Source organism: Faecalimonas nexilis (assembly GCF_059731825.1).
Map to the genome: position 1 here is coordinate 1,997,294 of NZ_AP029189.1, position 12,807 is coordinate 2,010,100.

The window sequence follows — 12,807 nt, forward strand, 5'->3', positions numbered from 1 at the left end:
ATTATAAAAGTATATCACTGAACAGTAAAACTTGTATATACCTTCTGTAAAAAAAGCGTAAGTGTCTTCACTTATTTTTTCGCGCCTGACGTCATTTTCCGCACATACCAATAATAATACGGGATAAGCGGAATCAATGCACTTACCCATGCAGCCGGATCGCAGATACAGATTCCGGTAAACTGAAGCGGTTCAAACAGTAAGAATACAGCAAGTCCCCTTGCAAGTAATTCAAACACACCTCCAAGCATCGGCACCAACCCATTTCCAATACCCTGAAGTGTATTTCGATATAAGAAAATAAGCCCAAGCGGGAAATAAAACCAAAGACTGATATGAAACATCTGCTCCGCAATCGCCCGAAGTTCCCCCGTTGGATCTGCCACAAATATCTTGACAAAAGAAGGCAGCCAGAAAAATGCCACGACCATAATGACAATACTGTAAACAGCAGTCACGCCAATACTGACATTCAATCCTTTTTTGATTCTGTCAACTTTTCCCGCTCCATAATTCTGTCCTGCATATGTAGCAAGCGCTGCTCCCAACGCCATATATACCTGCATTACAATATTCTGAATCTTACTTGTTGCAGAATAAGATGCAATGTACATAGAGCCTAGCAGATTCAACGAAGACTGTACAATCATCGTTCCAATCGCTGTAATAGAAAACTGCAGTGCCATCGGAACTCCCATCGCCAAAAGTTTCAGAATACTCCGCAATGAAATCGCTCTCTCCTCTTTTCCGAAATGTACAATCTCATATTTTTTCCATACATAAACCAAACACAAAACACCAGATACTGCCTGAGCTGCGACTGTCGCATAAGCAGCGCCTGATACTCCAAGCGGAATTACCGCCACCAAAAGAAAATCAAGCCCGATATTTAAAATAGAAGATAACACAAGAAAAACAAGCGGTGTCTTGCTGTCTCCCAAAGATCTTGCAATCGCAGCAAGCATATTGTAAAGAATCGTTGCCGGAAGTCCCGCATAAATAATCGCAATATATTTCCATGTATCTGCATAAATTTTTTCCGGTGTATTCATTGTCGTCAAGATCCAGCCATTCGCCAGCAGCAATCCTGTTGTCATAATAATTGCCAGTATTACACACAAATAAGTCGACATCGCCACATAATGTCTTAACCGTTTTTCATCTTTTGCACCATACGCCTGTGAAATCAAAATTCCAAAGCCACTCGTCATTCCGGTAATCCAGCCGACTACAAGAAAATTTAAAGAAGTGGTGCTTCCAACTGCCGCCAGCGCATCTACTCCTAAAAATCTTCCGACAATCATTGAATCTACAATATTATAAAAATTCTGAAATAGATTTCCGCATAAAACCGGAAACATAAAAGCCAGTATCAATTTTAAAGGTTTCCCTTCTGTCATATTTTTCGCCATCGTATTCCCCCTTTTTTCATATGTATTTCATTATATCGCTCTCTTTTCATTTTTTCTAGTACAAAATATGTAAAATGCCCTGAACTGCAGCGAGTTTTTCAGAGCATTTCCAACCTTATTGAAGAATCGGCTGGTACTGTTTCCCGTCCAATGCCGCTTCCGCCGCTTCACGCAGTAATTCGGTATGTGCAATCATCGAATTTGGCTTCTTTTCCGGATTATCCTGCCCAAACGGCACAAAATAAACGTGTTTCGCATTCAAGAGCAGACCGATATTTTTCATGTTCATACCAAGTGCATCGTTGGTAGATATAGATAACAGCAGTGGTTTTTCGCTTCGAAGATGCGCCTTTGCCGCCATCAATACCGGCGTATCGGTGATTCCATTTGCAAGTTTTGCAATCGTATTTCCTGTACATGGCAAAACAATCAAAAGATCCAAAAGACTTTTGGGCCCAATCGGCTCCGCTTCTGCAATTGTAAGCATTGGTGTTCTTCCGGTCAGAATCTCCGCTCTTCGCACAAACTCCTCTGCCTTTCCAAACCGACTGTCAATCGTCTGAGCCGCCTCTGAAAAAATGGTCTGCACCTTTGCCCCCGCCTCCACCAGTTTCTGAAGTTCCTGAAATGCATTCTCATAAGTACAAAAGGAGCCACTCATGGCAACCCCTATCGTTTTTCCGGCCAATTCCATTATATCCCCTCCCTCAAATCTTCTATTGAGCAACAGACTCTCTCAATTTTTGAAAAATCGTATCCGCAATAATCCGGGCAGAAGTATACGGTGCATATTTTCCCGGAAGCCCCGGAAGTTTCACCGCCTGCACGCCCATTTTTCGTGCAGCCGCATAATCCACTCCGCCATCTCCGGAAGCAATATCCAAAATCCATGCACTCTTTCTCACATACGACAGTTGTTTTGCCGATAAAATCCTTTCCGGAATGGTATTAAAAATAATATCTGCTGTTTTCATTTCCTGCAAAAAACGATCTGTTTCTACAACATACATTCCATCAGCTCTTGCACAGGCGCAGGCTGTTTGGCTTTTATCTACGACTCCGACTTCACATCGAATCCCTTTCAAATAAGAAGCAAGCATTCTTCCGCAAACTCCATATCCCAATATCAGACACCTGCTCCCCCGAAGATTTTTAGGACTTCGTATCATCGCTTCTGCTATCATTCCTTCTGCTGTTGCAACACTATTTTCCACTGCCAGACAATGGTCTTCCATCAAGTCAAAAACACGAACTTTCTGACTTTCCATTTGTTGCATGACCGTTCTTGGAATGCACCCCGCAAAAAAAATCTGTCCTTTCCGAAGGCAGGACAACATTTCCTTTCGCTCTTTTAATTCTGCCCCAGACATTCGATTTGGACTCAAAAAGGGAATCGGATACACTAATACCTCTGCTTCCTGTATCAGTTCTTTTACCGATGAAACATATTTTACATTTTCAATCTTCTCATCTTTACACAAACCATATGCCAATACACCATGCCCTTTTGAAGCCAAAATATCCGCAAGATACCACTGCCGCAAATCTCCTCCCACAACAGCAAACTGATATAAATCTGTTCTCAACGATCAAATTTCCTTTTTTGTTTATCATATGCACAAATTTCTTTATCGGTGTAAAAAGAATTTCCTCTAATAAAATAGAATGTAGTTTCCTACATCCTATTCTTTCTCACGCGCTTTTTCACGCTCCATATTTACTTTTTCTTCTTTCATTCTTCGAAAATAAGAACTCATCTCGTCCGCCATTCCGGACAAACGGTTCAGCAATGTTGAAAAATCACACAACATTGGATCATTTTTTAAATACGGATAGACAATATCATGGTCAATCTCACTCCAGCCCTCTTCAAACAGCGTTCTTCCCTGCACTTCCACATAATATCCTTTGTACTTAATAATGTAGTGAAGAGACCGATAAATTCCTCCCGCTTTAATATCGATTAATCGTTCATCATAAATCTTACTGTCCCCTGAACGTTTATATACCTTCGGCCGCTCTGCAATATAATAATGTGCCGGATTTTCATCAAAATCCTCTAATCTGTTCTCCACATAGATATCCGGATTATTCTCAAACACCTTTGTAATATAATTGTGAAAATAAATCCAATCCTCACGATACAGGAAAAACACACGTATTCCGATTAAATCGGTAAAATATTTATAGTAGTTTTCATGATTCAAAAACGCAAATTTTTCCGGAGCTTCTCTTCGTTTCCGAATGACTTTTTCAATCAGATGCCCCGGCGCTTTCGTTCGATAACGATAAGAATGGATTCCCGCTTTTTCGATATCATACAGGTAGTCATCTACAAAATCCTTTCCGATATCTCGCAAATCCCCCTCAATCTTCTGATAGCTCTCATAAATTTTCGCAAGTTCTTCCCATTCAATATCTGCTTCCCGAAAAGCTTCTTCTGTAATATTATATTCTTCCAAAAATCTCTTTTTATCCAGCATAATTACCCCTTACTTTTTCACAATATCTCTGCTTTCATTATATCCTATCTGTTTCGATTTTACCAGCAAAAATGTCTGTACCATTCTTGGCACAGACATCTCTTTTAAATTCCCTTTTTATATAATACAAATGAATAAATGACAGGAGCAACCCCAATCACAACAATCATTCCAATCAAAATTGCAGTTTGATTCAAGAATATGTTGACAAGCATAATAGCACCTGCTACCAGCCATAATCTTCCGGCAAACCGGTTTGTCCGATTCCAGTTTTCCGTACTGTTCAAAGTCCACGGAAGCTTGATTCCGACTGTATAATTTTGTCGATTCTTAGACATATAATTTCCCGTAACAAGAAAAATCGTACCGACCAAAACTCCCGAAATCATGCTGATATTAATTGACATATTTAATGCATTTGTATAAATAGACAAAAACATAACCCACGAAACAATCGGTACAATCCAAAATACAACCGAAAGCATCTTTCCGCCAATATTTTTTCGCTTCGGATCATTTAACGAAACTGTCACTGCAACCAAGTGAAGTACTGTCAAAATAATTGGAAGGCCCAAAACAGTAAATGGCTTACTGCTCCACCCATTTGCGACATTATCAAACGTAAAATGCGTCGCTATCGTATCCGGAAGCCGGTTCCATAAAAGCAATCCGATTACAATCGGAAGAACCGTCACTACACTTGTTAAAATAATTTTTCCTCTGTACTCTTTCACACTACACCTCTCCTTTCAAATCTGCCAGCCAGAGCATAATGTCTTCCACTGCTGAAATATTCAACTCATAATACACATAGTTTTTATACTTTGTCTCACATATCAGATCTGCCTTTTTCAAAATTCCCAAATGATAAGAAATAGTTGCACCTGTCATATCAAAATGACTGCCGATTTCTCCGGCGGATAATGTTCCTTTCTTCAACAATATTAAAATTTCTCGTCGAACAGGATCTGAAAGCGCTTTGAATGTTTCTGCAAAACTCATGACATCCCACCTTTCTTTCGCAAGCATTTAGATTTTTTTCTAAATAGCTTACGAATACAATAACACCTTTTCGTTTCATTTGCAATAGGTATTTAGAAGTTTTTCTAAATACTTTTTCTTGTTTTCTTTCTTGAAATCTCCTATAATTTATTTATATGCATCTTCAATGCCAAACAAAAGAGAAAGAGGACTATTTTATATGAGACGAAATCACACACCTTTTAATGGAAAACAATTTATTTTAAACAAAAACACCGGAGAAATCCATGATCTGGACCGTGAGACACCGGATTGCCATATCGATGAAATTAATCCAGAACATATTTTTAGCTGCGACACCTATACAGAAGCGGTTCTTTTTGCGTCCATGCTTGCTGTAACCAGAAACGATTGTCCGCACTGTATGCCTGAACGAAACAGACACTAAGAAAGCGAGAAATGATATGAAACTTTCTTCCTTTATATATTTCGCAAATTTTGGTATCAAAACTATCCTATTCAAGAAAAAAGAGCCTATCCTCGGCACGATTATTGTTACAGATAAATGTAATTTAAAATGCAAACATTGTTCTGTCAATAACGTCACAGCAATCATTCATCCTTACTCGCAAATTCGAAAGGAAATGCAGCAGCTGTATGATATGGGAATCCGTATACTTTTTTTCTGCGGAGGAGAAACATTTCTGTGGAAAGACGGAACCCGTTGTTTGCGGGATTTAGTCATAGAAGCAAAGGAAATGGGATTCTTAATTGTAAACGTAGTTACAAATGGAACATTCCCTTTAGATTTGCCGGAAGCCGATTTAATTTTACTCAGTATTGATGACGATAGAGAACACCATAATGCAATTCGCGGGAACACTTATGACATCATCATGGAAAATATTAAAAATGCAACTTTCGACAATATCTGCTTTTATATGGCAATCAACCAAATAAACAAAAATACGGTGCAAGATGTTTGTATTGCCGCACGCGATACTAAAAATGTCCGTGCGGTTTCTTTTAACTTTCATACACCGTATCCTGATACAAAAGAATTGGCTCTTTCCAAAAAAGAAAAAGCAGACTGCTGTGAAGTCATTAAAAAAATGATGAAAGAAAACGTGCCCGTATTTAATTTACAAAGTGCCTTTCCATATTTAATCAACAATAACTTTCCAACACCGTGCGACCAATGTGTTGTCATAGAGAACGGCAAACTTTCAACCTGCGGACGCTGTATTGATATTCCGGGACTTTGTAACGAATGTGGATATTTCTTTGTTGCAGAATACACTCTTTTATTTAAAGGAACACCAAAAATTATTTTTGAAATGCTGAAAACTTATTTAAAATATATTTAGGAGTAATATGAAAACAATAACAACCCTCACCAGAATGTGGCTGACTCGGTCAACAAAACCATTTATCTTTCAAAATGAGTATGATCAAAAGCTACCCTATTCTGACTGTCAAAATTTAGGACTATACGTACATATTCCATTTTGCAGAAGCATTTGCAATTTCTGCCCTTATTGCAAAACTCTGTATTCAGCAAAACTATGTGACCGGTATATCGATTCTCTGCTCCATGAAATTCATCTTGTCGGAAGTCAACATATCGGAAGAAAAAAGGCTACCAGCTTATACTTTGGTGGCGGCACACCGGCTCTTACAGTAGAACGGATCAAAGAAATCATTGATGCTGTCCAAGAACATTTTATCATCACAGAAGGAATTGGCGTCGAATTACATCCTGATAATGTAACTCCGACAGTTTTACAGACTCTAAGAGATGCCGGAGTAACAAAAATCAGCATTGGAATCCAATCCTTCCAAAATAAATTCCAAAATATTTTAGGTCGAACAACTGTTGATGCTGTCAAACTAAAAGAAACACTATCGGAAGTTCCATTTGAAACAGTTTCAATGGATTTTATTTTTGCACTTCCAAATCAAACGTTTGATGATTTAAAATCTGATATCGACAAAGCATTTCAAAGCGGAGCGAATCATATAGCCATTTATCCGTTCATTGATTTTGCTTTTACGTCAAGTTCAGTAGCAGCGATGTCTAAAAAGGAAAAACAACTACTTTTAAATGCTGTTACACATTACTGTTTAGACAAAGGGTATATCCGCACTTCCATTTGGACATTCTCAAATGAGAAAAAGGCATCCTATTCTTCCATGACCAGAGATAATTTTTTAGGCTTTGGGTGCTCTGCCGCAACTTTATTAGATGACCAATTCAAAATCAACACGTTTTCTGTAGAAGCTTATTGCGAAAGATGTAAAGAAAACAAACTTCCAACTTCATTAACAACTCGATTTTCTTTGCGTCAACGAATGCTGTATTATTTATTTTGGACTGCCTACAGTACCAAAATAAATCCCAAAGATTTTGAAAACTTCTTTGGTGTATCCCTAAAAAGTGTCTATGGGATTGAATTGAACTTAGCAAAGCTTTTAGGTTTTCTTACAGAAGAAAACGGTATTTACACGATGACTTTAAAAGGAGCCTTTTATTATCATTATTATGAAAATTTCTATACACTTTCTTATATTGAAAAAATGTGGGGAATTCTAAGAGAAGAAGCATTTCCTGAAAAAATAGAGCTATAATCGACTGAAAAGATATTGAAAAGCAAAGCAGGCAGAGTTTATCACTCTGCCTGCTTTATCACTTTTTATTGCATTTAAGAATCCCGTATTTACGCGGTTTCTTAGAATTTTCCGCTTTCTGCTGCTTCCTGGATAGAAACTGCAACAGCTACTGTCATACCAACCATTGGGTTGTTACCAGCGCCGATTAATCCCATCATCTCTACGTGAGCAGGAACTGATGAAGAACCAGCAAACTGTGCATCAGAGTGCATACGTCCCATAGTATCTGTCATACCATAAGAAGCTGGACCAGCTGCCATGTTATCTGGGTGAAGTGTACGTCCTGTACCACCACCTGAAGCTACTGAGAAGTATTTTTTACCTTGTTCGATACATTCTTTTTTGTATGTACCAGCTACTGGATGTTGGAAACGTGTTGGGTTTGTTGAGTTACCTGTGATAGAAACATCAACACCTTCTTTGTGCATGATTGCAACACCTTCTGTTACATCGTTAGCGCCGTAGCAGTTAACTTTTGAACGAAGTCCGTCAGAGTATGCTTTTCTGAATACTTCTTTTACTTCTCCTGTGTAGTAATCCATCTCTGTCTCAACATATGTAAATCCATTGATTCTTGAGATGATCTGCGCAGCGTCTTTTCCAAGACCGTTTAAGATAACACGTAAAGGTTTTTTACGTACTTTGTTAGCTTTTTCAGCGATACCGATAGCACCTTCAGCTGCTGCGAATGATTCGTGACCTGCTAAGAATGCGAAACAATCTGTCTCTTCTTCTAATAACATTTTTCCTAAGTTACCATGTCCAAGACCTACTTTACGCTGGTCAGCAACAGAACCTGGGATACAGAAAGCCTGAAGACCTTCACCGATTGCTGCAGCAGCATCAGCAGCTCTTCTGCAGTCTTTTTTGATTGCGATTGCAGCACCTACGATGTAAGCCCAGCAAGCGTTTTCAAAACAAATTGGCTGGATTCCTTTGATCTGATCGTAAACGTTCAGTCCAGCGTCTTTTGTGATTTTTTCAGCTTCTTCGATAGAAGCGATTCCATAGCTATTTAACACGCTATTGATTTTATCAATACGTCTTTCATATGATTCAAATAAAGCCATTTTTTACGTCCTCCTTCTCTTACTCTGCTCTTGGGTCAATAATCTTAACAGCGTCATCTACGCGGCCATATTGTCCTTTAGCTTTTTCCCAAGCTGTGTTAGGGTCATCACCTTTTTTGATGAAATCTGTTAATTTTCCAAGACTTACGAATTGGTATCCGATGATCTCATTGTCTGCATCTAAAGCGATACCTGTTACATATCCTTCAGCCATCTCAAGGTAACGAGGACCTTTTGCTAATGTTCCGTACATTGTACCAACCTGTGAACGAAGTCCTTTTCCTAAATCTTCAAGACCTGCTCCTACTGGAAGTCCGTCTTCTGAGAACGCACTCTGTGTTCTACCATATACGATCTGTAAGAATAATTCTCTCATAGCTGTATTGATAGCGTCACATACTAAGTCTGTATTTAAAGCTTCCAAAATTGTTTTTCCTGGAAGAATCTCAGATGCCATAGCTGCTGAGTGTGTCATTCCTGAACATCCGATTGTCTCAACCAATGCTTCTTGAATGATACCATCTTTTACATTTAATGTTAATTTACAGGCTCCCTGCTGTGGTGCACACCAGCCCACACCGTGTGTTAAGCCTGAGATATCTTTTACTTCTTTTGCTTTTACCCATTTTGCTTCTTCTGGGATTGGAGCTGGTCCGTGATTAACGCCTTGAGCTACTGGACACATAGTTTGTACTTCATGTGAATAAATCATGATAAAACTCCTTTCAAATATGTATGATTTTTTCTCTATGGTGTTTGTTAGAACTTTAACGCCATATATATTCTTATTTTCTCACAAACTTCTCTTTTCGTCTATATTTTTTTTCATATTTTTTATAATTCGACATTATAAAACATTGTTTTTCTGTAAAAACACTTTCCTTGTTGAATATGACTATAAATTTTCCTCCAACAATTTCAGCGCCGCTTCCACAGCCGCATTTCTGTTTTCTTCTCTTGTTCCATGAAAACGACATTCTTTGACATAGGTCTCTGTACCAATACAACATCCCACATAGATAAGACCAACCGGCTTTTCTTTTGTTCCGCCTCCCGGGCCCGCAATTCCGGTCGTGCTAAGTCCTATCTCTGCCTTCGCCGCCCTCGCTGCTCCACGTGCCATCTCCTCGGCTGTCTGCCTGCTGACCGCTCCGTATCTTACGAGTGTCTCATGCGAAACCCCCAACAGGCGCTCTTTTGCCTCATTGGAATAGGTAATGTGTCCTTCGTTATACACAGACGATGCTCCCGGAACATTCAAAATTCTTCCTGCCAGAAGACCGCCCGTACAGGATTCTGCCGTTGTCACTGTATACTGCTTTTCCAATAATTTTTTTACAATTTCTTCTTCCAACATGATCTTCATCCTTCTTTTACATTCCACCCTGTGTCAATACCTGTTTATTCTTCACAATGTAATCCAAAAGAGAAACCACTGTCAAAATCAGTCCAATCCATACAACAACAGTTGTAATTGTCTGCATAATCGGATTTTGAATATCCAATATCAAGAGAATGATCATCGCCATATGAGATACTGTTTTAAATTTTCCCCAATAGCTTGCGGCAATGACAATCCCATTATCAGATGCTACAAGTCGGAAACCGCTGATGATAAACTCACGTGCAATGATGATCAAAACAATCCATGCCTGCAACTTTCCTGTCTCGATCAGGCAGATCATCGCAGAACATACTAGTAATTTATCCGCAAGCGGATCCATAAATTTTCCAAAATTCGTCACAAGATTATGCTTTCTGGCAATCTTTCCATCCAGCATATCTGTCAGGCTTGCAATACAAAACAGTGCAAGTGCAATATACTTTCCATTCCCTTCTGCCAAAGGTGTGATCATAAATACAACAAAAAATGGAATCATTAAAACTCTCAGTACCGTCAGCTTATTTGGTAAATTCATTATATAATCTCTCCCATCAAATCATATTCTAATGCGCCGGTGATTCTGACACGTGCGAAATCTCCCGACATTAATTCCTCTTCTGATTCTACAAAGATAAGCCCATCTACATTTGGAGCATCCTTGTAAGTTCTTCCTACATATGCATTTTCATCTGCCACTTTTCCCTCGATCATGACAAGCACTTCCCGCCCGATCATCTCTTCCGCAAGATCAAACGCAATCTCCTGCTGCAATTCCATCAGTTCTGCCTGACGGTCTTCCTTGACGTCCTCTGGAATCTGATCCGGCATCACAGCAGCCGGCGTATCTTCTTCCGGTGAATATGTAAACACACCAAGGCGGTCAAATTCCATCTCATCTACAAACTCCATCAATTCTTCGTGTTGTTCCTGTGTCTCTCCCGGGAAACCGGTAATCAATGTAGTACGGATTGCGATATCCGGTATTTCTTTTCGCAGTTTTCCAATAATTTCAACCAGCTGTTCTTTTGAAGTCCTTCTGCCCATTCGTTTTAAGATTCCATCACTTGCATGCTGAATCGGAAGATCCAGGTAGTTACAGATCTTATCCTCTTCTTTGATTACCTGAATCAATTCATCTGTAATCTCTTCCGGATAGCAGTATAAAATACGGATCCAGCGTAATCCACTGATTTTGCAAAGCTCTCTCAGCAACTTGTGCAATGATTTTTCACCATAGAGATCTTTTCCATAAAGTGTTGTCTCCTGTGCCACTAGAATAATCTCTTTTACTCCCTGTGCCACCAGATCTTCCGCCTCTTTCAGAAGTCGTTCGATAGGAACACTTCTAAAGTTTCCGCGGATTTTGGGAATGATACAATATGTACAGTGTTTATCACACCCTTCTGCAATCTTCAGATAAGCAAAATGTCCTCCTGTCGTCACAAGGCGCTTGCTCTCCACAAGCGGAAGCGCATCAATGTCAGTCATCTCCACACTTGTGTGCCCTGCAAGTGCCTCGTCAATCGCTTCCACAATCTTATCGTAAGAAGTCGTTCCAAGCACTGCATCCACTTCCTCAATCTCATCGATGATCTCCTGCTTATATCGCTGTGCAAGACAACCTGTGACAATTAACGCCTTGCATGAACCGGCTTTCTTATATTCTGCCATCTCAAGAATCGTCTGGATACTCTCCTCTTTTGCATCGTGGATAAAGCAGCATGTATTAATGACAATGACATCTGCGATCTCTTCGCTGTCCACCATCTGGTGTCCTCTAGACGCCAACAGTCCAAGCATCACCTCCGTATCGACAAGATTCTTATCACATCCTAGTGATACAAATAATATATTCATAGTCTCATTTCTCCTATATAGTTATTGAGGCAGATACTCCACTACGCATCCGCCTCATCATATCTTTTATCTATTCTTCTGTATCTTCTGCAATGATCTTAATCTTTCCATTATTCAATTCATCAATTGCAATCGAAAGTGGTTTCTCACCATGCTTTGTTGGTACTAAAGGTAATTCTCCGCCGATAATCTGTCTTGCTCTTTTTGAAGTTGCCAAAACAATCGAATAACGGCTGTTTACAATCTTAGTTGCCCCTTCCTCTACGTCTTGATTGACTACTTTCATCAAATCTGTGTAAGATGGATGTAACATGTATTATTCTCCTTTCAAATTCCCATTTAATTCTTCTTTTATCTGACACATAAAATTTCCATTGCGGAAACTTCTGTTGTGTTCACCCTCAATAATATTATGCATCTCCTGCACGCAGGTATCCAAATCATCGTTGATGATCAGATAGTCATACTCCTGCATTCCCTCAGCCTCTTCTGCTGCTCTTTGCATTCTGGATTCAATGACATCCATCGTCTCCGTTCCTCTTCCAATCAAACGCTCTCTCAAAATCGAAGCATTCGGTGGAGTTATAAACAACAACAGTGTCTGTGGAAATTTTTCTTTCACTTTCAAAGCACCCTGAATCTCAATCTCCAGAATCACGTCTTTTCCGGCTGCAAGCTGTTCTTCCACATAGGCTTTTGGTGTGCCATAATAATTATTCACGTATCTAGCATACTCTATTAACTCATCTTGTGCAATCATTTTTTCAAATTCTTCTGTCGTTTTGAAAAAATATTCCCTTCCATCTACTTCTCCTTCTCGCGGATTTCTTGTAGTTGCTGAGATAGATAATGCGTAATTATCATATTTTTCAAGCAGCGCTCGCATCACAGTCCCTTTCCCTGCTCCTGAAAATCCTGAGACTACGATCAAAATTCCTCTCTTTTTCATC

Annotated in this window: 16 protein-coding genes; 3 read left to right on the forward strand and 13 right to left on the reverse strand. The window is 39.3% G+C overall.

Annotated features, from left to right (window positions below; all coding sequences use genetic code 11):
- Window positions 1–71: 71 nt before the first annotated feature.
- The 6 genes from AC6I5B_RS10120 to AC6I5B_RS10145 form a co-directional block, all read right to left on the reverse strand.
- Window positions 72–1,412: an MATE family efflux transporter gene (locus AC6I5B_RS10120; protein ID WP_004612378.1), complete on the reverse strand. Its 1,341-nt coding sequence runs from the start codon at window positions 1,410–1,412 to the stop codon at window positions 72–74.
- 115 nt (window positions 1,413–1,527) lie between these two features.
- Window positions 1,528–2,106 carry a dipicolinate synthase subunit B gene (locus AC6I5B_RS10125; protein ID WP_004612377.1) on the reverse strand — a complete coding sequence of 193 codons (579 nt, stop codon included), beginning with the start codon at window positions 2,104–2,106 and terminating at the stop codon, window positions 1,528–1,530.
- Window positions 2,107–2,128: 22 nt separating this feature from the next.
- On the reverse strand, window positions 2,129–2,998 hold the full coding sequence (locus AC6I5B_RS10130) for a dipicolinate synthase subunit DpsA (protein WP_270651313.1): 870 nt from the start codon (window positions 2,996–2,998) through the stop codon (window positions 2,129–2,131).
- Between the two features lie 96 nt (window positions 2,999–3,094).
- Window positions 3,095–3,895: a RelA/SpoT-related domain-containing protein gene (locus tag AC6I5B_RS10135; RefSeq protein ID WP_497773294.1), complete on the reverse strand. Its 801-nt coding sequence runs from the start codon at window positions 3,893–3,895 to the stop codon at window positions 3,095–3,097.
- A gap of 104 nt (window positions 3,896–3,999) precedes the next feature.
- Window positions 4,000–4,629 (reverse strand): SdpI family protein, encoded by a 630-nt coding sequence (locus AC6I5B_RS10140; RefSeq protein WP_004612374.1) that lies wholly within the window; start codon window positions 4,627–4,629, stop codon window positions 4,000–4,002.
- 1 nt (window position 4,630) lies between these two features.
- Window positions 4,631–4,897 carry an autorepressor SdpR family transcription factor gene (locus AC6I5B_RS10145; protein WP_071143919.1) on the reverse strand — a complete coding sequence of 89 codons (267 nt, stop codon included), beginning with the start codon at window positions 4,895–4,897 and terminating at the stop codon, window positions 4,631–4,633.
- A gap of 199 nt (window positions 4,898–5,096) precedes the next feature.
- Between AC6I5B_RS10145 and AC6I5B_RS10150 the strand changes: the two genes are divergently transcribed.
- From AC6I5B_RS10150 to AC6I5B_RS10160, 3 genes are read left to right on the forward strand one after another with little or no spacing between them, the layout of a single operon-like run.
- Entirely contained in the window at window positions 5,097–5,324 is a 228-nt protein-coding gene (locus AC6I5B_RS10150; RefSeq protein WP_004612372.1) for a hypothetical protein, read from the forward strand.
- Window positions 5,325–5,340: 16 nt separating this feature from the next.
- The gene (locus AC6I5B_RS10155; protein WP_004612371.1) at window positions 5,341–6,243 is read left to right on the forward strand and encodes a radical SAM protein; all 903 of its coding nucleotides are present in this window, start codon (window positions 5,341–5,343) and stop codon (window positions 6,241–6,243) included.
- 7 nt (window positions 6,244–6,250) lie between these two features.
- Window positions 6,251–7,504 (forward strand): coproporphyrinogen-III oxidase family protein, encoded by a 1,254-nt coding sequence (locus tag AC6I5B_RS10160; RefSeq protein ID WP_004612370.1) that lies wholly within the window; start codon window positions 6,251–6,253, stop codon window positions 7,502–7,504.
- A 101-nt stretch (window positions 7,505–7,605) separates the two neighbouring features.
- Here the strand turns inward: AC6I5B_RS10160 and AC6I5B_RS10165 are convergent, their stop codons facing one another.
- From AC6I5B_RS10165 to gmk, 7 genes are all read right to left on the reverse strand, one after another.
- A complete protein-coding gene (locus AC6I5B_RS10165; RefSeq protein ID WP_004612369.1) occupies window positions 7,606–8,616 on the reverse strand; it encodes a GGGtGRT protein in 1,011 nt (336 codons plus the stop codon).
- Between the two features lie 19 nt (window positions 8,617–8,635).
- Window positions 8,636–9,328 carry an iron-sulfur cluster assembly scaffold protein gene (locus AC6I5B_RS10170; RefSeq protein ID WP_004612368.1) on the reverse strand — a complete coding sequence of 231 codons (693 nt, stop codon included), beginning with the start codon at window positions 9,326–9,328 and terminating at the stop codon, window positions 8,636–8,638.
- A gap of 183 nt (window positions 9,329–9,511) precedes the next feature.
- Complete coding sequence (locus AC6I5B_RS10175) at window positions 9,512–9,982, reverse strand: CinA family protein (RefSeq protein WP_004612367.1); 471 nt, start codon at window positions 9,980–9,982, stop codon at window positions 9,512–9,514.
- Window positions 9,983–9,989: 7 nt separating this feature from the next.
- On the reverse strand, window positions 9,990–10,535 hold the full coding sequence (gene pgsA / locus AC6I5B_RS10180) for a CDP-diacylglycerol--glycerol-3-phosphate 3-phosphatidyltransferase (RefSeq protein WP_004612366.1): 546 nt from the start codon (window positions 10,533–10,535) through the stop codon (window positions 9,990–9,992).
- The gene (gene rimO, locus AC6I5B_RS10185; protein WP_004612365.1) at window positions 10,535–11,857 is read right to left on the reverse strand and encodes a 30S ribosomal protein S12 methylthiotransferase RimO; all 1,323 of its coding nucleotides are present in this window, start codon (window positions 11,855–11,857) and stop codon (window positions 10,535–10,537) included. The genes pgsA and rimO overlap by 1 nt, the downstream gene beginning before the upstream one ends.
- A 70-nt stretch (window positions 11,858–11,927) precedes the next feature.
- On the reverse strand, window positions 11,928–12,170 hold the full coding sequence (gene rpoZ / locus AC6I5B_RS10190; protein WP_022250277.1) for a DNA-directed RNA polymerase subunit omega: 243 nt from the start codon (window positions 12,168–12,170) through the stop codon (window positions 11,928–11,930).
- Window positions 12,171–12,173: 3 nt separating this feature from the next.
- On the reverse strand, window positions 12,174–12,806 hold the full coding sequence (gene gmk, locus AC6I5B_RS10195; protein ID WP_004612363.1) for a guanylate kinase: 633 nt from the start codon (window positions 12,804–12,806) through the stop codon (window positions 12,174–12,176).
- Window position 12,807 lies beyond the last annotated feature (1 nt).

Bases quoted from the DNA above. Each gene is read 5' to 3' on its own strand.
- AC6I5B_RS10120 (WP_004612378.1), bottom strand. From the start codon at position 1,412: ATGGCGAAAAATATGACAGAAGGGAAACCTTTAAAATTGATACTGGCT.
- AC6I5B_RS10125 (WP_004612377.1), bottom strand. From the start codon at position 2,106: ATGGAATTGGCCGGAAAAACGATAGGGGTTGCCATGAGTGGCTCCTTT.
- AC6I5B_RS10135 (WP_497773294.1), bottom strand. From the start codon at position 3,895: ATGCTGGATAAAAAGAGATTTTTGGAAGAATATAATATTACAGAAGAA.
- AC6I5B_RS10145 (WP_071143919.1), bottom strand. From the start codon at position 4,897: ATGAGTTTTGCAGAAACATTCAAAGCGCTTTCAGATCCTGTTCGACGA.
- AC6I5B_RS10150 (WP_004612372.1), top strand. From the start codon at position 5,097: ATGAGACGAAATCACACACCTTTTAATGGAAAACAATTTATTTTAAAC.
- AC6I5B_RS10155 (WP_004612371.1), top strand. From the start codon at position 5,341: ATGAAACTTTCTTCCTTTATATATTTCGCAAATTTTGGTATCAAAACT.
- AC6I5B_RS10160 (WP_004612370.1), top strand. From the start codon at position 6,251: ATGAAAACAATAACAACCCTCACCAGAATGTGGCTGACTCGGTCAACA.
- AC6I5B_RS10165 (WP_004612369.1), bottom strand. From the start codon at position 8,616: ATGGCTTTATTTGAATCATATGAAAGACGTATTGATAAAATCAATAGC.
- AC6I5B_RS10170 (WP_004612368.1), bottom strand. From the start codon at position 9,328: ATGATTTATTCACATGAAGTACAAACTATGTGTCCAGTAGCTCAAGGC.
- AC6I5B_RS10175 (WP_004612367.1), bottom strand. From the start codon at position 9,982: ATGAAGATCATGTTGGAAGAAGAAATTGTAAAAAAATTATTGGAAAAG.
- pgsA (WP_004612366.1), bottom strand. From the start codon at position 10,535: ATGAATTTACCAAATAAGCTGACGGTACTGAGAGTTTTAATGATTCCA.
- rimO (WP_004612365.1), bottom strand. From the start codon at position 11,857: ATGAATATATTATTTGTATCACTAGGATGTGATAAGAATCTTGTCGAT.
- rpoZ (WP_022250277.1), bottom strand. From the start codon at position 12,170: ATGTTACATCCATCTTACACAGATTTGATGAAAGTAGTCAATCAAGAC.
- gmk (WP_004612363.1), bottom strand. From the start codon at position 12,806: ATGAAAAAGAGAGGAATTTTGATCGTAGTCTCAGGATTTTCAGGAGCA.